The following is a 21976-nucleotide window of genomic DNA, read 5'->3' as shown; positions in this document are numbered from 1 at the left end:
GTGTCAGTAAGTACAGATGAATCGTACCTGCAAATATATCTGTTACCGGGTACTGCTGCGGTAGGCTGACGGCGATACGCCTGTTGTTTTTTTGAACACCTTGGAGAAATGGGCCAGCTCCATGCCCACCTGCTCGGCAATATCGCCGATGCTCGATTTGGTGCCTGACAGCTGACGCTTGGCATGCTCCATCCGCTTGTACTGCACATAATGCATCGGAGGCATCCCCATAAACTTCTTGAAGTAGGGAATAAAATAGTTCGGATGAAGATGTACCAGCCCGGCCAGCTCTTCCACCTCCATAGGCTCATGAAGATGCTCTTCAATGTAACCCAGCACACTGGCGAGCTTGCCTTGATCTCCGGTATGCGCCACATCGTCCAGAAAATTGGCATAACCGCCCCCTTCCAGACAGATGGCCAGCAGCTGCAGCAGACTGGCCTGCCTGCGTAGCGTAGACAGGAAGCTGTCATCCTGAAATAAAGCGATCAGCTCAGTAAAGATCGCCCGGACCGCGTCAGGGTCAGCCGCCTCACAGATATAGAGCTTGCCCGCATTGTGGAACAAAGGCCATTCCCCGATTTGTGCATCAAAATGGCAATAATAGCGGACATACGAATTGTGCGGATAGGTCATGGAGGTTTGCGTTGTCCCCGCAGGCATAATCATTAAATGGCCGGCATGCGGATAATGGGTCTCGCCGTTAATGATCACCTTTCCTTCTCCGCTGTCTATGAAATACAGCCGGTTGAATGAGGGCGTCTCATTGCTGCGGTCCCAGCCCGGATATTTGCTGCTTAACTGGGCGTGTGTCACCCGCACCGTCAGATTCTGCAGCAGCCTTCCGGTCAGGTTGCCGGTGTGAGTTCCGTTCAGCCGGCTGCTGTTCATGTTAGCGCTCAATATAGGGACAGCGCTGTTTTGCTTAGCTTTTGTCTTACCTCTCAGCTTTCCGTTCACCTCGCCGGAAGGGTTCATTTTCTGCTCTTCCTCTCTTTTAATGGTTCAATATATTTTTTTAACTTCAATTTAATCTATTCAGGGGAAAGTAACGGAGGAGAATTTTGGAACTGTAGGAGCGTTAGCGACCGCCTAAAAGCTTTTCGCAGAAAAGCTCGCTTCGGAAGCATATGCAGTCTGCTGATTTCCACCGCGAACAGCGGTTAAAATCAAAGAAATCTGCAGACAACAGCGGCCGGATGTCCAAACATTCTCTGGAGTTACGGCTAATCCCGGAAAGGTTACACAGAAGTTGAATATAGATTTTGAATCCATTATACCGCTTTCATTTGTTCATTACATCTTAATTATATACAAAAACACCTTAATTCCGCTCATGTCATTCCGCCGGGATTAAGGTTATTCTCATTTCATAAACAAATACAGGAGTGATTTGTCAGATGAATAAGGTCCGCTTTGGTATTATCGGGGTCGGCAATATGGGCCGGGCCCATGCATTCAGTCTATTGAATGAAGTGAAAGGCGCTGAATTAACCGCAGTCTGCGATATCAGCCCCGAGCGGCTGGAATGGGCAGCGGAGCAGCTTCCTGAGCAAGTATTGCGCTTCAGTACTGCGGAGGAGCTATTTGCATCAGGAAGCATTGATGCCGTCATGATCGCAACGCCGCATTATGACCATCCGCCGCTGGCCATTGAAGCCCTGAAGCACGGCTTACATGTGCTGATCGAAAAGCCGGCAGGTGTATTCACCAAGGCCGTACAGGAAATGAACGATGCCGCCGCGCAGAGTGACCGCAAATTCGGCATTATGTACAACCAGCGGACGAATCCGCTCTACAAGAAGCTGAAGGAGCTAATTGCTTCGGGTGAGCTTGGCGAGATCCGCCGCACCAACTGGATTATTACAGACTGGTACCGTTCGCAGAGCTATTACAATTCCGGGGGCTGGCGGGCAACCTGGGCCGGTGAAGGCGGAGGGGTGCTGCTGAATCAGGACCCGCATCAGCTCGATTTGTGGCAGTGGACAACCGGCATGATGCCGAAGCGGGTACGGGCCTTTTGCCAATTCGGCAAGTACCGCAGCATTGAGGTAGAGGATGATGTAACGGCTTATGTTGAGTACGAGAACGGTGCGACCGGCCTGTTCATTACGACCACCGGTGAAGCGCCGGGAACCAACCGTTTTGAAATTACCGGAGACAACGGCAAAATCGTTGTGGAAGATGGCAGCCTGACGTTCTGGCGGCTGCGTACACCGGAGCCTGAGTTTAATGCCACCTATACCGGAGGATTCGGCCAGCCGGAATGCTGGAAATGTGAAATCCCTGTAGATAAGAGTAACGGAGGCAGTCATCAGGGAATCCTGCGTAACTTCACGAATGCTATTCTGAATGACGAGCCTTTGATTGCTCCTGGAGAAGAGGGAATACGCGGCTTGACGCTGTCTAACGCAATGTATTTATCCGCCTGGACCGATAACTGGGTAGAGCTGCCGATTGATGCTGATCTGTTCCATGAACACCTGATGGAGAAGGTCCGTAACTCCACTTTCAAGAAAGAAGCAAGCCAGGGCAAAGCTCTGGATGTATCAGGAACCCACTAAACTACCTTAAGGAGCGATCCTGTAATATGAACTTATCTGCCATTGCTGCACAAATGTACACACTCCGAGAATTTACCAAAACACCCGAGGGCTTGAGAGAATCCTTTCAGAAGCTGAAAGAAATAGGCTATAAGGCTGTACAAATATCAGGTATCGGCCCCATTGATCCGCAGCTGGTCAAGGAATACGCAGATGAATCCGGGCTTGCAATCTGTGCGACCCATGTCCCGTGGAACCGTTTGGTGAATGATCTGGAAGCGCTTGCCGCTGAACATAAGCTGTGGAACTGCAAGTACATCGGTTTAGGCTCACTGCCGGCAGAGTATCAGACCAGCCAGGAGAGCTACCGCAGCTTTGCCGGTCAGGCTTCGGAAATAGCCCGCATACTGAAGCAGGAGCATGGGCTGCAGTTCATTTATCATAATCATGATTTTGAATTTGAACGTTTTGACGGCGTAACCGGAATGGATGTGCTAATTAACGAAAGTGATGCTGCTGCCGTAGGATTTGAGCTGGATTTGTACTGGGTTCAGGCCGGTGGAGGCAGTCCGGTAAACTGGGTTCGCAAGGTGGAGGGAAGAATGCAGGTGGTCCATCTTAAAGATATGGCGATTGTTGAACGGAAGCCGGTTTTTGCAGAAATTGGCGAAGGAAATATGAATTATCCGGATATTATTGAAGCCTGCCGTGAGACAGGGGTGGAATGGTATGTGGTTGAACAGGACGTCTGCCGGCGTGATCCGTTTGAAAGTCTTGCCATCAGCTTCAATTATTTAAAAAAGCTCTTGTAGCCGGGGGGAACAGAAGATGAACCGCAAAGACGGAATGATGTACGCACCCAAATATGAAGCACGTCCGGTAGTCCGGCCGGGAGAATTTACCTTTGCCGCTATCGCGCTGGATCACGGACATATCTATGGCATGTGCAACGGCCTGATTGAGGCAGGTGCAGAGCTGAAATGGGTATATGATCCGGATGAAGCCAAGGTTAAGGCATTCACCGGTGTATATCCGGGAGTCAGAGTAGCAGCCAGTGCCGAGGAGATTCTCGGAGACCCGGAGGTCAAGCTTGTAGCAGCAGCTGCAGTTCCTTCCGAACGGGCAGGACTGGGAATCAAAGTCATGGAGCACGGCAAAGATTATTTTACAGACAAGTCCCCGTTCACCTCGCTCGAACAGCTTGCCGCCGCACGGGCACAGGTTGAGAAGACCCGGCGCAAGTATATGACCTATTTCAGCGAACGGCTGCATGTGGAGAGCGCAGTATACGCCGGGCAACTGGTTAAGCAGGGGGCCATTGGCCGTGTCATCCAGGTGATGGGTACCGGGCCGCACCGCCTGAATGCGCCTAGCCGGCCGGACTGGTTCTTCCAGCGCGAAAAATACGGCGGAATTATCTGTGATATCGGCAGCCATCAGATTGAACAGTTTCTTTATTACGCAGACTGCCGTGATGCCAAGGTGCTGCACAGCAAGGTCGCTAACTATAACAATCCGGAGTATCCGGAGCTTGAGGATTTCGGGGATGTTACCCTGGTCGGGGATAACGGGGCTACGCAATATTTCCGTGTAGACTGGTTTACTCCTGAAGGACTGGGAACCTGGGGGGACGGCCGCACGGTTATCCTGGGAACCGAAGGATACATCGAGCTGCGGAAATACATTGATATCGGCCGCTCCACGGAATCAGACCATGTCTATTGGGTGGACAGCGAAGGAGAGCATTACGAGCATGTTGCCGGCAAAGTCGGATATCCCTTCTTCGGTGAACTGATTCTGGACTGCATTCAGCGGACAGAACATGCAATGACCCAGGAGCATGTGTTCAAAGCCGCAGAGCTGTGCCTGATTGCCCAGGCTTCAGCGCTTAACCTTACACCGGATAGCCTGAAATAACAATGGAACATAAGCGGATAGAGAACGGAAGGTGTTAACATGACTTCTCTCGGAGCAGCAATCATCGGCTGCGGAGCCATTGCTCCGCTACACGTCAATGCAATTGCTTCAGTCGAAGGGGCGAGGCTGGTGGCTGCAGCGGATAGCAATGCCAGGCAGGCAGCAGCGTTTGGCGCAGTATACGGCTGCGAGACTGTGCCGGACTATCATGAGCTGTTGGAGCGGACGGATATTGATGTGGTTCATTTATGCACTCCCCACTATCTGCATGCCCAGATGGCCATCGATTTCCTGAATGCAGGCAAACATGTCTTAACGGAGAAGCCGTTGGCCGCCGATGTTCCGTCTGCCCGGCGGATTATTGAAACGGCTGACTGCAGCAAGGGACAGCTCGGTATAGTGTTCCAGAACCGTTATAATGAACCCTCGCAGAGGATCAGACAGGTAATTGACAGCGGCCAGCTGGGGCGGCTGGTCTGCATGAAGGGCGTAGTAACCTGGCACCGCAGTGAACAATATTACTCGGAGAGCGGGTGGCGGGGCAAATGGGCTACAGAAGGCGGAGGCGTGCTGATCAATCAGACTATTCATACGCTTGATCTGCTGCAGTGGTTCGGCGGAGAAATCTCTGCAGTAAGCGGCTCTGTTAGCACAGATGTGCTGGACGGTGTTATTGAGGTGGAGGACAGCGCCCATGCCTGCATCACCTTTGCCAATAAGGCCAGAGGCTTGTTCTACGGGACAAATGCATATCCGGTCAATTCACCTGTTGAGCTGGAGCTGGTTTTTGAACAGGGTACGCTGCTGCAGCGGCGTGACTGCCTCTATCTGTGGCAGGATGGCCGTGAACAGCTGCTGTGTGAGCCGGGTACGGTAACTAACGGAGGCAAGTCCTATTGGGGGAGCGGACACCAGTGGCTGATCCATGATTTTTACACTCATCTCCGGGAGGGCCGGAGGTTCTGGCTGGATGGCCGGGAAGGTATAAAGGCACTGGAGATCATTGCCGGGATCTACCGTTCATCAGACCGCCGGAGCACGCTTGTAACCGCCAGCGGGAATCACCTGAATTGACTTTCCTTTTATTTGGCCTTATCTTCATATCATGTGCTATTGAGATCTGCAGATGAGTTAGATAGGGAGAGAGAATAAAGATATGGAACAGGCAATGTTTGCAGGAGGCTGCTTCTGGTGTATGGTAACCCCGTTTGAGGAGCTGCCGGGAATTCAAGGAATCGTATCCGGTTATGCCGGAGGGACTGTGGAGAATCCGACATACGAACAGGTCAAGACAGGAACAACCGGACATTACGAGGTCGTACAGATTACCTTTGATCCGGAGGTTTTTTCGTATGAGCGGCTGCTGGATCTGTTCTGGCCGCAGATCGATCCGACCGATGACGGCGGACAGTTTCAGGACCGCGGGAGCCAGTACCGGACAGCCATATTCTACTATAACGACAATCAGCGGCAGGCTGCTGAAGCGTCCAGGGAGCAGGTTGCGGTAAGCGGCAGATTTGAGGGGCCGGTCGTAACCGAAATTCTGCCAGCTCCGGTATTCTACCGGGCTGAAGAATATCATCAGGATTATCACAAGAAGAATCCGAAGCATTATAAAGAGGACCGCGAGCAGTCCGGGCGTGATACGTTTATTTCAGAGCACTGGTAATTTCACAAAACGGTGAAGCCTTATCTCTTCTGACTTCTGGAGAAATAAGGCTTTTTGATTTTTTTGCAGCAAAGCGCAAAAAGCATCCTGATTAAAAACGTTTCACCCCAAATTTTGGGTGTCAAAACCGAAATTCTGCGCCTACTAAACAGGCTTGACCAAGACTATAATCAGTGTTGAAAGCGCAACCATAACTGGGGCGCGATAGATTTTAAACCATAAAATGGAGGAAATTGCGATGAGGAAAAAATGGTCCATGGTAACGCTCGCGCTCGTACTTCTGCTCTCCTGCCTGCCGATGTTCGGTTCCAAAGCCGCCGCCGCCGATTATACTCAAGGAGTCAGCCTGTCGGGAACAACGGCAACGATCTGGTTCAAGTCCACAGTAAGCACCTCGTGGGTTGACGTGCACTACAAGGTCAACAACGGCACTCAGCTTAATTACCGGATGACGTACAACAGCAGCTCCGCCCGCTATGAGCAGACTGTTACGGGTGTGTCCGCAGGTACTGCGATCAGCTATTTTTTCACATACAACAATGGCACTCCGGCATACGATACAGGCTGGTTTAGCTACACAGCCTCAGGAACCACACCGACCACACCGCCCAATTCTTCGAATTCGATCTATTCCATCGCTGCATCTTCCATACCAACGGCTCCAAACGGTTCGATGTCCCTCAAAGTAATGAACGGAACGGGCGGAGCTTATTCCGACAGCCAGATTTACTGGGGAGTTATCGGAATCAATCCGACAAACGGCAAATGGAGCTATCTGGATCTGAGCGGCAATCTGCTGCCGATCTCCACTGCGCTTAATGATGCTTCCGGTCACCTGACCAAAAACGGTGTTAATTATGCTAACATTTATCATACCGTCAGCCAGGCTTCCTGGGTAAATCTTCCGAAAATCACCTCCGGACGGATGTTCCTCAGTGTCGGCACACCGCTCTACATCAAAACCTATGATGACGGCTTCGCCGGACCGGATATTAACAATCCTACTGATCCGAACCGCAACATCTACTTTGATTTCATAGAGTTTACTGTTGACGCTACCGGTTATCACGGTAACACAACCCGTGTGGATGCCTTTGGATTCCCGATTCAGCACCGGCTGGTCAATACAACCGGCTCCTTCGACCAGACTGTCGGAGAACTGGAGTCAGAGACACGGGCTGGAATCTTCACGAAATATCAAAATGAAGTGCCGGCGGCATTTAAACCGCTTGCTACCTTGCAGGCTCCATACCGGATTGTAGCACCGATTTACGGTTCCTTTGCAGCCGGGGGTGCGAACGCCAATTATTTTGCCGGATATTCCAGCTACAGCACTCAGGATATTCTCCGCTGTGACGGTGCTCTCACGGATGCGGCTACTGCTGCTGCGATCAACCGTCATGTCTATACCACCAGCAACTGGAACAATGTGTCGAATTACTATAATGCGGCTCCGGCCAACTACTATGCAAAATTTTGGCATGACCATAGCATTAACGGACTGGCATACGGCTTCCCGTACGATGATGTCAACGGCCAGGCAGCTTACTTGGAGGTAGGCAATCCGAAGGGCCTGATTATCCGCGTAGCCTGGTAGGTTTGCGCCTCTCTTGATTCATTCTATCACCTTGAACTAAACTATTTACATACACAGACAACCAAGAGGTGGAAGAATGAAGTTTCATGAATTTAGTGCCGGCCAGACCTTTAGAACGAAATCATTAATCATAACTCCGGAGAATGTTAAAAGCTTTGCGGCTGAATTTGATCCGCAGTATATGCATCTGGACGAAGAAAGAGCGAAGCAGGGGAGATTCGGCGGAATCATCGCATCGGGGATTCAGACCTTGGCCGTTTCCTTTAAGCTCTGGGTTGAAACCGGCAGCTACGGTGAGGATATAATCGCCGGAACCGCGATGAATAATATCCGTTTTATCAAGCCCGTGTTACCGGGAGATGAATTATATTGCATTGTGGAAGTAATAGATTTGGCCGAGAAGAAAAATGAAACGGGCCTTGTCACAGTAAGGCTGTCAACGTTCAATCAGGCGGAGATTAAGGTATTCGAGGGCGAGCTGACGGTACTGGTGCAGAAATAGGTACCGGGAGAAGCTGAACATGCAGACCGTATAATTTCTGCTGAGCCAACAATAAAAAGGGGCAGTCCGGATCTCAGACCGGACTGCCCTTTTTGTATAATCAATGATTCATTCCAGCCATGCCGCTCACAATTTCCGGATTGATCATACCGAAGATCATGGCGATATGCGCAACGACCAGAAAGCCGCTGACCAGCAGGAAATGCAGCTTCAGCTTCTCCTCTTCCGAACGTTTGCGTGCAATCAGGCCGAGATCAAGCAGTGCCAGCGGCAGCAGGAACAGTACTCCGCTCAGGTAAAAGCCTACAGCAACGACGTCAACCCAGGTATGCCATTCACCGTTCACAGTGAGCGGTACAAACGCAGTGGGGAATAAGTACAGGAAGATACCTGTAAAATAAAAACCTGCAAGAATGCTGCATATGCGGTTAAATGTTCTAAGCGGGCTCTTCAGATTTTTGGTAAACAGAATAAAAAACTCGGTGACCGTAATTGTCTCTGCAAAAATAACGGGAATCGCCATAAAAAGTATCAGGTTCCATGGCTGATTGTCCGCAAGCAGGGACATGTAGTGAGTCATTGTCATGTTACTTCCTCCAATAGCAAATTAACTTACACTGAAATATTAATAGATAAGTGTGTGGAAAGTATGTAGAAACAGGGGTATGATGGAACAAGTTGTGCGGATAAGCACCGGTTAATATATTGCGGGAGGAGCAGAGAGAGATGAATGGAGAGCTGAAGCATATTTTGTTTGACCTGGACGGTACACTGACCGATCCGAAAGAGGGGATTACCCGGTGTGTGGAATATGCACTGAACAAGTTTGGAATAACGGTGGAGCACCGGGACCTGTTACTGCCCTATATCGGGCCTCCGCTGTATGATTCATTTGTGCAGATTCAGGGTTTACCGGAGGAACACGCAGCGCAGGCTGTGGTGCATTACCGTGAACGTTACAGTACAGTAGGGATGTTCGAAAATGCCGTCATTCCCGGGATTCCCGAGCTGCTGGAGGCGCTGCAAGCCAAGGGATATTCCTTATTTGTCGCTACGTCCAAACCTACGGTGTTCGCGGAGGAAATTCTCCGGCATTACGGGCTGGACAAATATTTCCGGCATGTAGCCGGCAGTAATCTGGATGGCACCCGGTCCAAAAAGGCGGAGGTAATCCGGTATGTGCTGGAGCAGGGTGGCATCGCGCCTGAGGAATCCATAATGATCGGTGACAGGGAACATGACATTATCGGGGCAAAAGCCTGCGGTGTAGCCTCAATCGGTGTACTGATCGGCTATGGCTCTGAAGCGGAATTATCCGCGAGCGGCGCGGATTACATCGCCTCCACCGTTGAGGAAATCGGCGGGATTATTACACGGATAAGTGTAGCGGCTGCCGGTTAAACTTACCGGGCGTTTGAATTATTTTTTACATTGGCTATTGACTTTTAAGATTGTCATTGAGTAATATGTAACCAGCAACACCAAGCAACATCATAACCAAGGCAATGACCAAAGACATGATATCCTCCATGGACTGACCAGAGAGAGAAGTGAGTGGTGAGAGCTTCTTACAGAGACCGGCAGGATGTTACCCCTTTGCAGCCGTGGCACTGAACCCTCCCTGCTGTCAGGGCGGCTGTAAATGCCACCGTCTTATCCCCGATACCGGATACCATGAGGATCATGCGACTTAGCTTCCGTCTGACAGCAGAGGGTTGTTACAGCGCAGGTCAAATTAGGGTGGAACCACGAGCTTAAGCGCACTCGTCCCTTTTCGGGAGAGATGCGTTTTTTTGCGTTCAATTGTTCAATTACCTTAATGAGATGGAGGCCGTAATCATGGAGATCAAAGTAAAATTGCCGGATGGACAAATAAAAAGGTATTCGTATAACACTGATATTAGTGCAGTAGCAGAATCGATAAGTCAAAGCCTGAAGAAAAATGCAGTAGCAGGCAAAGTAGACGGTAAGCTGGTAGACTTGCATCATCCGCTTGTTAAGGACAGCCGGGTTGAAATTGTGACACTGGACAGCAAGGAAGGCCAGGACGTACACCGGCACAGCACTGCACATCTGATGGCCCAGGCCATTAAACGGATCTACGGCGGTAAAAAGGTGAAGCTGGGCATCGGTCCGGTCATTGAAGACGGCTTCTACTACGACGTTGATATTGAGCAGCCGTTGTCGAGCGAGGATCTGGCGGCAATCGAGCAGGAGATGAATGCCATTGTTAAGGAAAATCTGCCGATCGTCCGCCGGGAGGTCAGCCGCGATGAGGCCGTTAACCTGTTTACAGACCTGGAGGAGCCGCTTAAGCTGGAGCTGATCCGTGATCTGCCTGAGGATGCTGTCATCAGCATTTATGACCAGGGGGAATTCTCCGATCTGTGCCGGGGGCCGCATCTGGCTTCCACAGGACAGATTAAGGTGTTCAAGCTAATGAGTGTGGCCGGTGCCTACTGGCGCGGGGATTCAAACAACAAGATGCTGCAGCGGATTTATGGTGTGGCCTTCCTGAAAAAAGCCCAGCTCGATGAGCATCTGCACATGCTCGAGGAAGCCAAGAAACGGGATCACCGCAAGCTCGGAAAGGAACTGGAGCTGTTCATGTTCTCCGAGGAATCACCGGGCATGCCGTTCTATTTGCCAAAAGGGATGATTATCCGCACTGAGCTGGAGGAGTTCAGCCGCGGATTGCAGCGCGAGCGTGATTACAGTGAGGTCCGTACACCGCTGATGATGAATAACCGGCTGTGGGAGCAATCCGGGCATTATGACCACTATAAGGACGATATGTACTTCACTCAGGCGGACGAGGCGAAATTTGCGCTGAAGCCGATGAACTGCCCAGGGCACATGCTGATCTTCAAAAATAACCTGCACTCCTACCGGGAGCTGCCAATCCGGCTGGCCGAATTCGGGCAGGTGCACCGCAACGAGTCCTCCGGTTCGCTGAACGGGATGATGCGTGTCCGCACTTTTTGCCAGGATGATGCCCATTTGTTCGTGCTGCCGGAGCAGATTGAAGAAGAGATTGGCCAGGTACTGGATTTAATCGACCATATCTACAATGTGTTCGGCTTCGAATACAAGGTGGAGCTGTCCACTCGTCCTGCAGATTACATGGGTGAGGAGTCGCTTTGGGATCAGGCTGAGGCTGCGCTGGAAAAGGTGCTGCAAAACCGCGGCCTGCCGTACCGGATTAATGCGGGAGACGGTGCCTTTTACGGGCCGAAGATTGACTTCCACATCCTCGACGCGCTGAAACGGAGCTGGCAGTGCGGTACAGTACAGCTGGACTTCCAGATGCCGCAGAAATTCGATCTGACATACATCGGCGAAGACTGCCAGAAGCACCGTCCGGTAGTGATTCACCGTGCAGTATACGGTTCGATCGACCGGTTCATCGGGATTCTCACTGAGCATTTCAGCGGAGCTTTTCCGGTGTGGCTATCTCCGGTTCAGGTGAAGCTGCTGCCAGTATCAGTGAATCATGTTGATTATGCCTTCGAGGTAAAGCAGGCGCTGGCAGCTGCCGGAATCCGGGTTGAGGCGGATGTGCGGAATGAGAAGCTGGGCCTGAAGATCCGTGAAGCCCAGCTGGAAAAGGTCCCTTACATGCTCGTGCTCGGTGACAATGAGCGTAATTCCGGCACAATCTCAGTGCGGAAGCGGGACGGCGGAGATGCCGGCCCGATGAGGATAGATGAGCTGGCCCGGCTGATTGCTGCTGAAATTGCAGAGCGGAAATAAAAGTTCTTTCATTAATATACAGGCAAAATAGACTGGTCGGGGAACAGCTCCGTTTTTACATAAACGGGGCTGTTTTTTTATCAAAACCATACAGACAGAGGACATGCAGATCGTTTACAATTTAGGGGAGCTGATCATGTAAGGGAAGATCGGTGTTTAGGTGTGCAGCGTGCTTTTACCTATCCGCATTTTAGGAGGCAATTGTGTGATCTCGGAGAACATCAGACCATTAAACGGCACTTTCATTCAAATGGTTCCCATGGAAGCAGCGCATAGGGCGGAGCTGACAGCGATTCTTAGCAACCCGTTAATCTGGGAATTTACCTGGAGAAAAATCACCTCCGCCGCACAGGTAGAGCAGCTCATGGATACAGCGCTATCAAACAAAGAAAAAGGACACGATCTGCCGTTTGTCATGCTCGACCGGTCTACCGGACGGATCGCCGGGACCTCGCGAATTATGCACATTGACCAGACTCACCGCAATGCAGAAATCGGCTGCACCTGGATTGCGCCCGAATACTGGAGAACACCGGTGAATACAGAAGGCAAAGCCTTGCTGCTGCAGCACTGCTTCGAGGAGCTTGGACTAATCCGGGTGAATTTTACGATTGTTAGCGGCAACCTGAGATCGCAAAGAGCAATTGAACGCATAGGGGCCACAAAAGAAGGTCTTCTGCGCAAGCACCGGATTACCTCGGAAGGTACCGCAGTGGACAATGTGCTGTACAGCATCATTGACGAAGAATGGCCGGGGGTTAAGGCGAATTTGCATTATCTTTTGCAGGAGAAATATAACTGAAATCATTATCCTAATGGCGATTGCAAAGGGCTCTGCTTCCAGCGGAGTCCTTTTTAACGTCATAGCGGAATCCTACTCCGGGGTCATAGCCAACTCTTTATTTCATTGCTATAATAGAAACATATATTCGCAAGGAAAATGTTAGTTATCTGTGATTGCTAACCCATATTTCCCTATCAGGGGCTGATATGGGTTATGTTTTTTTGTCACCAATTACGAAGTGATGGCGGGGTTGGCTTATACATTATGAACTGGTCGGATTTTGGGGAACGGAACAAACGGCTTAATCCGCTGTGGAGCCTTGGCGCAGGGATGAATCTTGGTGAGCTTCAGCCGTATAAGGAAATGATTGCGCTAAGTGTGCTGCTTCAGGTCTATTATCTGGAGCTGGAGTCGAATGAGCAGCGGTCCAAGGAGGATATTATCGGTCTGGCATGGAGCTCCTTGGAACGCTTCAGAATTACCGGGCTGGGAACTGCCGAATCGGTGGAACGGCTGGTGGACGGGCTGCTCTGGAGCGGCAACGGCGGTGATTTTGAGGCGGTATATTATGATGATCACACGCGGCAGATGACGATGCAGAAATATAAATATTTTACCGTAGATGAGGATGCTACACGCAGCAGCTGGGAGGAGAGCGGAACGACAGTCTACCGGCTCTCCGAGTATGCGATGGAGCTGATCTTCATGAGCCATGAGATCATCGAGGAGTTTCAGATTAGCATCAAGCTGCTGGAGATTCAGATGCATATCAAGCACGGACGGGTAACGCGGGCGCTGCAGGATGTGAACGAGCTGATCTCCCGGGTGCGCAAAATGACCCAGCAGCAGCAGGAATACCGGAATGCGCTGCGCCGTAATCCGAAGCATATGTTCAGCGAATACGGGGTAATGCGCCATCAGCGGCTGGAGGAAATTCACCAGCAGTTTGATGAGGAACGCAGACACTTTGATAATATTCACCGCTCGCTGGCGCGTCTAGTTAATGATGAGAAGGATCTTATTGATTTCAACGAGCTGCGGCTGCTGTCTGAGCGGGTGGAGCTGTCGCGGAAAGTCCATGATGAGCTGGCCGAGGTGGTGCTTGGCATTTTTGAGGCGGAAACCAATCTGCGGCTTAACTTCCCTGAGCTGTTCTGGGGGGCTTCCGGCTTTAACTTCCGGACCAATGTATGGGAGGAATGGGTCAAAAGCGACGGACTGCCGGGCGGTGACAGTCTTGAGCTGCTGGTAGGCGGCTTGTTCGCACCGCAGCAGGATTTCATCTATCCGCTCGCCTGGGCGTGGGAAGAGCAGGAAACCGGATTTATGCCTGAAGAATGGCTGGATGAGCCGGAGGAGACCGCAGAAGAACCCGAAGTGTCCTATATTCCCAAAACAATACCTTGGGCAGAGGTTGCCGGGCTGTGGCTTCCTGTATTTACGGGACTTGCGGCGGACGGCAGGTTCACCTTTGCTGCAGAAGCTTTTACCGATGAAGAAAAGCTCGCCTGGGCTAATAACCCGAATGCGGTAGACTTGTGGGTACAGTTTTTTCATGCTGAAGTAAAGGTACAGGAGTCCGGTGCGGAGAGCCCGGCCGGAACGGACGAATGCCAGAGGCTTATTCAATACCTGCTGGATAGTCACCCTGAACTGGAGGTTATCCGGGGCAAGGTGCTTAGAACCAAAATTACCGGTACGGGGCAGCAGCCGGCAGTCAGATGGCCGGGGCTTGAGATGAGTCCATACACTATTATTATAGAAGAAAGATGAGTGGTCCGAACATGAGTTATACATTGGAACAACTGCAGCAGGCATCACGGCTGTTTTTTGACCTGCTGCGGCGGAAAGTCATTTCGCTGGATGATCCGGCTGCGGCGGAGTGCCTGCAGGATAACGGTGCCTATGATGCATTGCAATATCTGGCCAAAGAGGGAGGCTGCCGGATCATGAACTCCGGGCACCGCCTGCATCTGCTGGTTAATCCGCTGGGATCGGGCTTTGCGACCAACTTCACGCAGCTGAAGAGTAAATATTCACGGATTGAGCGTAAGACCCATTTACATATTATCAACGTCATTATTCTAGTATTTTTGGCAGAAATGGACCAGGACGAGCAGCATTTTAAACCCGGACAGGACAGTATGTCTTATATCCAGCTGGCTGATCAGGTGTCGGCCGTTTTGAAGGCCTGGTATGAAATGGATGAGGAAGGCAAGTTCAGCAAGCAATGGCGGCTTGATATTCAGGCGATGTACAAGGTATGGGCCAGCCTGTATATGCAGACCAAAAGCCAGGAGGATGCCGATACACTCTCCAGAGGCTCCGGTTCACGGATCGGCTTAATCCATGAAGGGATGAAGCTGCTGGAGGACGAGCATCTGGTATTCATTTCCGAGAGTGAAAAACGGATTTTCCCGCGGGAGGAATTGTACGAACGGATGCGCTATCTGTACCATGATGTAGACCGCTATAAGGAACTGAAGGCGCTTATTGGCAGCACACTGGCGGAGAAGGAGGGTGACGCCCATGCCGCGCATTGAACGGATCCGGATCGCCGGACTGAAATATGAGAAAATGCTCAAGAAATACGACGATATGATACTTGACCTGTGCAACGAGGAAGGTCCGGCCAATACCCTGATTACCCTGATGAACGGCGGCGGAAAAGGGGTGCTGCTGCAGTCGATTTTTCAGCTGCTGATTCCGAAAACTTCATGGGGGAAGGACAATGAGAATCAGGTTGAGGCTTTTTTCCATAATCATAAAAAACAGCTGAAGCCATATACCTTCCACGTCGCGATTGAATGGAAGCTGGATTCCGCTGACCGTAATGAATACATTACCACCGGGATAGCCATGACAGCCAATAGCTCGGCAGACCAGCTTGAGATTAAGGTAGACTACCTGCTGTACACGCTGACGGAGTATGATGAGCAAGCAGACCTAACCCTTTCCACCCTGCCTCTCTATCATGCAGATGAAGGCGGCCCTGCCAGCTTTGAGGCGATTCAGCAGTTTGTACGGGAACGGCGCAACGAGATCATCTATTACGGCAGCAGCCAATCAGAGCTTAAGAAATATTACGCTTTCCTGGCCGGACGGGATATCCACATCGGGGAATGGCGCAATATGAAGAAGATTAACGGTGAAGAGGGCGGGATCAAGGGTTATTTTCAGAAAAATGATGCCTTCACGAACCACAATCTGTTCGAAAAGCTCATTATTCCGGAGATCGGCTCCAGCCTGAATGAGGGGGCACGTGAGGAGGACGGCTCGCTTCAGCGGATGTTCACCGACACAGCAACGGTTGCGCAGCGGCTTCCGATGCTGGAGCAGCGTGAGAAGGCTTTTGCCGAGTTCACGGCGCTGGCGGCTCCGCTGCACGAGCTGGTCAAGCAGGGGGCAGAAGCGGAGCGGAGCTTTCAGGAGACAGAGCTGCTTGGCCGGCAGATTTATACGGTCATTTATGACGAGCTTAGATCAGCTGAAGATAACCGAGGCAGACAAGCCGACGAGCTAGTCAGGCTGCAGTCCGAAGCCCGGCAGCTTCGCTTCGAGGCGGATAATCTGAGCTACCTGCGCAGCAAAGAGGAGCATGATGCGAAGCAGGAAGAGTTCAAAGCCATCAGCGATAATCAGGGACGTGCGCGTTCGCGGCTTGATGAGTCCAAAGAGCAGGAAAAACGTCTGGAAGTAGCGCAATATCTGGCTAAACGCCAGGTGCATAAGCGGGAAATCGGCCAGTGGCAGAAGGAAATTGAAGCCATTGAGGGCTCACTGGAAATGAAGGAACGCCAGGAGGTTATCCAGAGTGCCAAGGAGGAGCTGCGCATACAGTTGGATCAGGTTTTCCGGCTGTGGCAGCAGCAGCTTTCCGGCTTCGCAAGCCGTCAGCAGGCGCTCTCGGCTGAAGAAGCCGGGCTGCGTAAAGAGCGGGAGAGCTGTGTCCTGGAGCTGGGCGGACTGGAGAGCCGGATCAACGAGCTTACCGGATTCATCCGTCAATTCAGCGAGGAAGCGGGTGTATTCGCTTCGCGGCATGGACAGGAAGCTGCAAGTGCGCCAGGTCCTGCGCTGCAGAGGACACTTCTGGCCGCCAATACTATTGCGGATTCAATTGCGGAACGCATTGCTTTACGTAGTCAGGGGGATGCGCGTAAGCTGAGCCTGCGCACGAACCTGGCGGAGCTTCAGGCTAAGCTTGCCGCTGAACGGCGCCAGACGGACGGGCTGCAAAATCAGCTGGAAGCGCAGATGGGCCGGGAATCGCAGCTGTGGTCCCAGCTTGTTGTGCTGCTTGAGCTATACGAAGAGCATCAGGTGCTGGGAGCAACAGCACTCTTTGAAGCAAAAGCCTTGATCCATGAGCGGTTCATCCGCAGGCTGGAAGATACAGAGCAGCAGACCAAGCGTCTGCGCAGGGAGTTCTATCACCAGCAGCTGGACGTAGAGCTGCAGCAGGAAGCTTATTGGCTGCCTAATGCAGATGTGCTTACAGTCAAGGACAGGCTGGATGCGCACAAAATCAGCTCCATGCCCGGCAGCTCTTACCTGAATGACCTGAGTTATCTGCACCGTGAAGAAGAGCTTGGCCGTCATCCGCTGCTCCCTTACGGGCTAATTGTCACTCAGCGTGAAGCAGACAAAATTCCGCCGGATGCATTAGAGAATGTCATCCTCAAATCGGCCGTGCCGCTCTTTATCCGCGAGGAAATGGGAGTAACTGCTGCGGAGCCTTTCCTGCTGCTGGCCAATCAGGGCCCGAAGATGGTTCTGCAGCCCGAGCAGTTCCAGGACTGGAAGCGCGGTATTGCCTCCCGGCTGAAAGAGCGGGAAGAAGAGCTTCAGGACGCTGAAAATTATCTGTCGAAGCTGAAGACAGCCCGGCAGGAGTTCGAGCGGCTGTTCCAGGGTGAGCATACGGTAAGCTTGAAAGCCAAGCTCCGTGAGCTGGAGCTGGTCGTGAATGAGCTGGATACAGCGGTGGCCGGTCTAAAGACAGAGCTCAGTGAGAATGAGGAACTGCTTGCTTCCATTCAGAAGGAGCTTAACGAATACGAGCAGGAAAAGACCGGGCTGGAGCAAAGAGCCCAGGCCTTGCGGCAGTGGGAAGAACGAACCCGGAAGCAGGAGCAGGATTACAAGGACAAGCAGAGAGCAGTTGACCGCAGGCAGACGCTGAATAAGGAAATCTCCGTTAAAGACCAGGGTCTTGTACAGCTGAAAGCAGAAATGGACAGCATCGCGGAGCAGCGGGAGCAATGGATTGGAGACACCCGTTACTCGCTGTTCCCAAGGCTGCAGAGCTGGTTCCCGGAGCTTGCTTTCCCTAATGACCGTCAGGCTGAAACGGACTTGGCAGAGTCCGAGCTTAACCCTGATGCACAGAATAAAATGCTGCAGCTGTTAAGTACAGTGGAGAGTCTGCAGCAATCCCTGACCCATAATGAGCTGGAAATCCGTACGCGGCAGGGGAACATCAAGCGAGCTGGCGAACAGCTTAGTGAGCTTGAAGCTGCTGTCTATCAGGTGGACCGCAACTGGCAGCAAGCATCCGAGCCGAAGGATTCTCCTGAAGCAATAGCTGCAGCACGGGCGCGGCAGAAGAATGAGACGGTATATCTGGAGGAGGATTACCAGAGCGTCCGTGAATCGTACATCCGCTGCCAGACGATTCTTGAGAATCTGCAGAAGGAACTGCGCAAAACGGAAAAGTTCATCAAGGAGAAGCATGAACGTCCTGTTGAAATATGGACTGACACGCTCTCTGTCAAGGAGCAGGAGATTACAGAGGATACCCGTGAGAATGAACGGCAGTTAAATCTGTGCAAACAACGGCTCTCTGCTGTGGATCAACGGCTGCAGACACTGGGCAATCAGAGGCAGATTCTGGACACGCATGTTGAGGGCCGCGTTCAGCTCCGTGATGTACCGGAGGAGGTACAGCTTCAGGTGAGGGAAAGCTGTGAACGAACGGTCGCTGACTGGCTGCTTCAGAGTAAAGAAAGCCGTGCACAGCGTACGGAGCTTACCCGTAAAGTGAAGGAAGAGAAAAATGACTTGAGTGCCAAGCTGGCCAAGTGCGGCTGGAACAGTGAGCTGGAGACCAAAATCCAGGAACGGCTGAACACCGTCCATTGGGAGGACTTTTTTATTGCCGGGCAGGTGCTGGATTCGATGCTCCAGAGCTCACGCGACCAGATTGAGAGCATCCGCAGCGATAAAGAGAGCATGGAGCTCTCGCGCAAGCTGTGGGTCGGACGCGCCGCCAAGCGGGTGGTGCAGATTACGGATATCCTGAAGCGTATGGAACGGCGGATGATTATTCATAACGAGAACGGACATGCTTTTCCGCTGGTGCGGCTGAATTATAAGCATATCACCGTGCCTAAGACGACTGATGACATCGAGCCGCTGGTCAGCGACTATTTCAACCGCTGCATCAGCAGCCTGCTGGAGAAATATCCGAAGATCGAGCAGGTGCCGGCTGCTGCGGTCAAGGATTTGATCAATGACGGCAAACTCGTCTATGCCGCCCTGCAGAACCGTTTCCCTGTTCTTCAGGTATACAAACCGGTTACAGAGAATTACTTCCTGTATGCGGCACCGGAGGAATTCCACTACTCTGATTGGGAGGTCATCAACCGCGGTGCACTCGATGAAGCCGTCGGCAGCGGTGGCCAGCGCCAGTCCGTACAGCTGCTTGTGGCCATGATGATCATGACCCATAAGCGGGTTAACCGCGAGAACAAGGGCTGGACCGTCTTCCTGTACGACAACCCGTTCGGGGAGATGGTGTCCAACAATGTGCTTGATCCCGTCTTTGAGATTTCCAAGGCGTTAAGGTTCCAGTGGCTGATCGTGACGCCGCCGGAGCTGGTGAAGAATGATGTCAGTGTGCGCTTTGGCGTCTACTGGCAGCTCTATTTTGGCGGAGATAAAGGAGAAATGCTGGAGTCTACTCTGGTAAAAGGCGGCAGGAAGATGATCCCGGCGTCGCTATTCTAGCAATAACTTAAATATGACCCGCCCTGGCAAATGCCGGGCGGGTCTGTTTTTTGTGAGCGAGATAGGGAGGGGGAAGGATATCAAGGGCAGAAATGCCTTTGATTTTTGCCCTGCGGCAAATCCCCAATAACATTGACTACCTACCTTCTACTCTTATTATGCCTTGGATTAATATTAGTAATGATTAATAGGATACTGCATATAATTAGTAGCAGATAGCCAGCGAATGCGAGAATGTCAGTTATCCATACAAATACTATACCAAACATACTCGAACCGTAACCTGACGGAAATATTCCAAGTCTTGCAGAACTAAGCACAGGATGATTTAAAAGGGCCAGTACAATGCTTCCCAGCAAGCAATAGAGCAGATTTACATTACTTTTCATTTTCGCAACTCCCTCAATATCCATTTATTTACTGAAGTGAGTATTAAACGTAACATTCACACCAGTTATTGTCGAGTAAAAATGTACTAAACCAAGTGAGGCCAATGTTAGTTAAAACCAGAATAGACAAGCAGGGGGATTCGGATGAAGCATAAAGGGATCTTGTTATTGCTGATTATGGTGCTGTTGAGTGTCATGCAGCTGCCGGAGAGAAGCTGGGCCAAGCCGGCGGTTCCGGAGCATACGAACGCTTTTTATGTGAATGACTTTGCGGGAGTTATCGACCTGAAAGCAGAGAATTATATGATCAACTACGGTGTAAAACTCCATCAGGAGACGGGAGCGCAGGTGGTTCTTGTAACCGTGGATTCAACCGGAGGAGCATCCATGGAGGAATACGCCAGAACACTGTTCGACGCCTGGGAAATCGGCTCCTCTGACAAAGAAAAAGGGGTTCTGCTGCTGCTCTCGATCAAGGATGATAATTACTGGGTGCTGCAGGGTGACGGTCTGAAGAACTCTCTTACTGACAGTATGCTGTCACAGCTCCTCAACGAGTCACTGGAGCCGGATTTCGCCCGTAAAGAGTATGCCGCCGGAGCACGCAAAACCTATGGTGCCTTGATTAAAAGCCTGGGCGGGGTCTGGACGGAGCCGCTCGGAATGCATAATTTTGTTGCCGATAATGCCGGAGTCCTTCCGCAGGTTACAAGACTCTATCTTAACCAGTCTAGCAACCGTTACAAAACAACGACCGGCAGCGGTATTTATTTTGTAACAGTCAACAACCCCGGCGGAAAAACGCTGCAGGAGTACACCTATGCCAAATATGCCTCACTCGGAGCTGGTACCAGAGATGTACTGGTGGTGCTTGATATCGAAGGGGACAACTATCATGTGCTGCAAGGCAGGGATGTGGACACCACTTTGACGAATGAGCTGATTGGGGATATCCTCAATAAGTCGCTGGAGCCGCAATTTGCCGCCAAAAAGTATGCGGCTGGTGTTACCGCAGCGGCGAATGATTTCTACCATTATTTTTTGACCAGAGCTGACCGAAGTCCGGCAGCAGCAGGGGAAGCAGCCGGAGTATCAGTCAAAGTAGCAGCCACCGAAACAACAGAAGCAGCTGCTGATATACCAGTTGAGGTACCAGCTAAGAATGATACTGTGTCCGGTGAAGGTATTGATAGAGTCAAGGAGCCTGCTCCAAAAAGTAAAGGGTTAATGTCAACCGTTCTGCTCCTGAGTATTGTTGCTTTGATCGCTGTGGCAGCATCATACCGCTACCGTCAATCTGCCCGGTCTGCTCCATACCGGAGAACGGAACCGGAGCATAGCCGGCGCCGCTTCCGGGGAGCCGGTCAAGGCGGCCGTTCAAATCGTACAGGCGGAAAAAGCAGGCATGGGTAGATTGAAGATATACTATACTGGAAGCCCTCTTCATCAAGAGGGCTTTTTGGTGTGCGCCCGGCATGGGCGATAACTTGGCGGTGAAAGTCCGCTACAGGCTTGGCAGTAGGAACTGTTAGCCAAGGGCAAGGGTGCCCGCCGCGAGGCGGAATCTGAAGGAAGCCGGAGGCAAACCCTCGGTCTGACGAACAGAAATCACATAGAAGGCATGCTGGGACGGACGAGCTTGCACTACAAAGCAAAGTCCAATACTGCCCGAATTCCAGGATGTAAATGTGGCAGATAGATGAGGGGAAAGTTATCGCTCTTACCCGGGGAGGTCTCACAGACGTCAAGTAGGGAAAAAAAATCCGAACGACGGAGTAAAGCTTGCTGTGAGAAGTCAGCAGAGGCCATAG

16 protein-coding genes are annotated in these 21976 nt (G+C 51.5%); 14 read left to right on the top strand and 2 right to left on the bottom strand.

Annotated elements, in window-relative coordinates:
* Window positions 1-42: 42 nt before the first annotated feature.
* On the bottom strand, window positions 43-978 hold the full coding sequence (locus BLR64_RS27900; RefSeq protein ID WP_341833405.1) for a helix-turn-helix domain-containing protein: 936 nt from the start codon (window positions 976-978) through the stop codon (window positions 43-45).
* A gap of 422 nt (window positions 979-1400) precedes the next feature.
* Between BLR64_RS27900 and BLR64_RS27895 the strand changes: the two genes are divergently transcribed.
* The 7 genes from BLR64_RS27895 to BLR64_RS27865 all read left to right on the top strand — a co-directional run bounded on the left by BLR64_RS27895 (window position 1401) and on the right by BLR64_RS27865 (window position 8228).
* The gene (locus tag BLR64_RS27895; RefSeq protein ID WP_090719754.1) at window positions 1401-2564 is read left to right on the top strand and encodes a Gfo/Idh/MocA family protein; all 1164 of its coding nucleotides are present in this window, start codon (window positions 1401-1403) and stop codon (window positions 2562-2564) included.
* Window positions 2565-2590: 26 nt separating this feature from the next.
* Window positions 2591-3355 (top strand): sugar phosphate isomerase/epimerase family protein, encoded by a 765-nt coding sequence (locus BLR64_RS27890; RefSeq protein WP_090719752.1) that lies wholly within the window; start codon window positions 2591-2593, stop codon window positions 3353-3355.
* Window positions 3356-3371: 16 nt separating this feature from the next.
* A complete protein-coding gene (locus BLR64_RS27885; RefSeq protein ID WP_090719750.1) occupies window positions 3372-4460 on the top strand; it encodes a Gfo/Idh/MocA family protein in 1089 nt (362 codons plus the stop codon).
* Between the two features lie 39 nt (window positions 4461-4499).
* Complete coding sequence (locus BLR64_RS27880) at window positions 4500-5534, top strand: Gfo/Idh/MocA family protein (RefSeq protein ID WP_090719748.1); 1035 nt, start codon at window positions 4500-4502, stop codon at window positions 5532-5534.
* A gap of 82 nt (window positions 5535-5616) precedes the next feature.
* Window positions 5617-6129 carry a peptide-methionine (S)-S-oxide reductase MsrA gene (gene msrA, locus BLR64_RS27875; protein WP_090719746.1) on the top strand — a complete coding sequence of 171 codons (513 nt, stop codon included), beginning with the start codon at window positions 5617-5619 and terminating at the stop codon, window positions 6127-6129.
* A gap of 238 nt (window positions 6130-6367) precedes the next feature.
* On the top strand, window positions 6368-7726 hold the full coding sequence (locus BLR64_RS27870) for a glycoside hydrolase family 64 protein (protein WP_090719744.1): 1359 nt from the start codon (window positions 6368-6370) through the stop codon (window positions 7724-7726).
* Window positions 7727-7802: 76 nt separating this feature from the next.
* On the top strand, window positions 7803-8228 hold the full coding sequence (locus BLR64_RS27865) for a MaoC family dehydratase (protein ID WP_090719742.1): 426 nt from the start codon (window positions 7803-7805) through the stop codon (window positions 8226-8228).
* A 100-nt stretch (window positions 8229-8328) separates the two neighbouring features.
* On the opposite strand, the gene BLR64_RS27860 is transcribed toward BLR64_RS27865, so the two are convergent.
* On the bottom strand, window positions 8329-8814 hold the full coding sequence (locus BLR64_RS27860) for a DUF6803 family protein (protein ID WP_090719740.1): 486 nt from the start codon (window positions 8812-8814) through the stop codon (window positions 8329-8331).
* Window positions 8815-8954: 140 nt separating this feature from the next.
* On the opposite strand from BLR64_RS27860, the gene BLR64_RS27855 reads away from it, so the two are divergent.
* The 7 genes from BLR64_RS27855 to BLR64_RS27825 all read left to right on the top strand — a co-directional run bounded on the left by BLR64_RS27855 (window position 8955) and on the right by BLR64_RS27825 (window position 21578).
* Window positions 8955-9629: an HAD family hydrolase gene (locus tag BLR64_RS27855; protein WP_090719738.1), complete on the top strand. Its 675-nt coding sequence runs from the start codon at window positions 8955-8957 to the stop codon at window positions 9627-9629.
* 438 nt (window positions 9630-10067) lie between these two features.
* The gene (gene thrS, locus BLR64_RS27850) at window positions 10068-11981 is read left to right on the top strand and encodes a threonine--tRNA ligase (protein ID WP_090719736.1); all 1914 of its coding nucleotides are present in this window, start codon (window positions 10068-10070) and stop codon (window positions 11979-11981) included.
* Between the two features lie 205 nt (window positions 11982-12186).
* The gene (locus BLR64_RS27845; protein WP_090719734.1) at window positions 12187-12783 is read left to right on the top strand and encodes a GNAT family N-acetyltransferase; all 597 of its coding nucleotides are present in this window, start codon (window positions 12187-12189) and stop codon (window positions 12781-12783) included.
* Window positions 12784-13029: 246 nt separating this feature from the next.
* Window positions 13030-14538: a hypothetical protein gene (locus BLR64_RS27840; protein ID WP_090719732.1), complete on the top strand. Its 1509-nt coding sequence runs from the start codon at window positions 13030-13032 to the stop codon at window positions 14536-14538.
* Window positions 14539-14549: 11 nt separating this feature from the next.
* Complete coding sequence (locus BLR64_RS27835) at window positions 14550-15308, top strand: DUF6063 family protein (RefSeq protein WP_090719730.1); 759 nt, start codon at window positions 14550-14552, stop codon at window positions 15306-15308.
* Window positions 15295-19776, top strand: a complete 4482-nt coding sequence (locus BLR64_RS27830) for a coiled-coil domain-containing protein (RefSeq protein WP_090719729.1) — start codon at window positions 15295-15297, stop codon at window positions 19774-19776. Before BLR64_RS27835 ends, BLR64_RS27830 begins: the two co-directional genes overlap by 14 nt.
* Window positions 19777-20309: 533 nt before the next feature.
* Window positions 20310-21578, top strand: a complete 1269-nt coding sequence (locus BLR64_RS27825) for a TPM domain-containing protein (protein ID WP_090719727.1) — start codon at window positions 20310-20312, stop codon at window positions 21576-21578.
* Window positions 21579-21976 lie beyond the last annotated feature (398 nt).

The organism is Paenibacillus typhae (assembly GCF_900099765.1).
GTDB classification, from domain to species: Bacteria; Bacillota; Bacilli; order Paenibacillales; family Paenibacillaceae; genus Paenibacillus_AQ; species Paenibacillus_AQ typhae.
Note: the sequence above shows the minus strand (reverse complement) of the source record. Positions and strands in the feature narration are given on the sequence as shown.

Coding starts and splice junctions, on each gene's coding strand:
- BLR64_RS27900 (WP_341833405.1), bottom strand. CDS start 978: ATGAACCCTTCCGGCGAGGTGAACGGAAAGCTGAGAGGTAAGACAAAA.
- BLR64_RS27895 (WP_090719754.1), top strand. CDS start 1,401: ATGAATAAGGTCCGCTTTGGTATTATCGGGGTCGGCAATATGGGCCGG.
- BLR64_RS27890 (WP_090719752.1), top strand. CDS start 2,591: ATGAACTTATCTGCCATTGCTGCACAAATGTACACACTCCGAGAATTT.
- BLR64_RS27885 (WP_090719750.1), top strand. CDS start 3,372: ATGAACCGCAAAGACGGAATGATGTACGCACCCAAATATGAAGCACGT.
- BLR64_RS27880 (WP_090719748.1), top strand. CDS start 4,500: ATGACTTCTCTCGGAGCAGCAATCATCGGCTGCGGAGCCATTGCTCCG.
- msrA (WP_090719746.1), top strand. CDS start 5,617: ATGGAACAGGCAATGTTTGCAGGAGGCTGCTTCTGGTGTATGGTAACC.
- BLR64_RS27870 (WP_090719744.1), top strand. CDS start 6,368: ATGAGGAAAAAATGGTCCATGGTAACGCTCGCGCTCGTACTTCTGCTC.
- BLR64_RS27865 (WP_090719742.1), top strand. CDS start 7,803: ATGAAGTTTCATGAATTTAGTGCCGGCCAGACCTTTAGAACGAAATCA.
- BLR64_RS27860 (WP_090719740.1), bottom strand. CDS start 8,814: ATGACAATGACTCACTACATGTCCCTGCTTGCGGACAATCAGCCATGG.
- BLR64_RS27855 (WP_090719738.1), top strand. CDS start 8,955: ATGAATGGAGAGCTGAAGCATATTTTGTTTGACCTGGACGGTACACTG.
- thrS (WP_090719736.1), top strand. CDS start 10,068: ATGGAGATCAAAGTAAAATTGCCGGATGGACAAATAAAAAGGTATTCG.
- BLR64_RS27840 (WP_090719732.1), top strand. CDS start 13,030: ATGAACTGGTCGGATTTTGGGGAACGGAACAAACGGCTTAATCCGCTG.
- BLR64_RS27835 (WP_090719730.1), top strand. CDS start 14,550: ATGAGTTATACATTGGAACAACTGCAGCAGGCATCACGGCTGTTTTTT.
- BLR64_RS27830 (WP_090719729.1), top strand. CDS start 15,295: ATGCCGCGCATTGAACGGATCCGGATCGCCGGACTGAAATATGAGAAA.
- BLR64_RS27825 (WP_090719727.1), top strand. CDS start 20,310: ATGAAGCATAAAGGGATCTTGTTATTGCTGATTATGGTGCTGTTGAGT.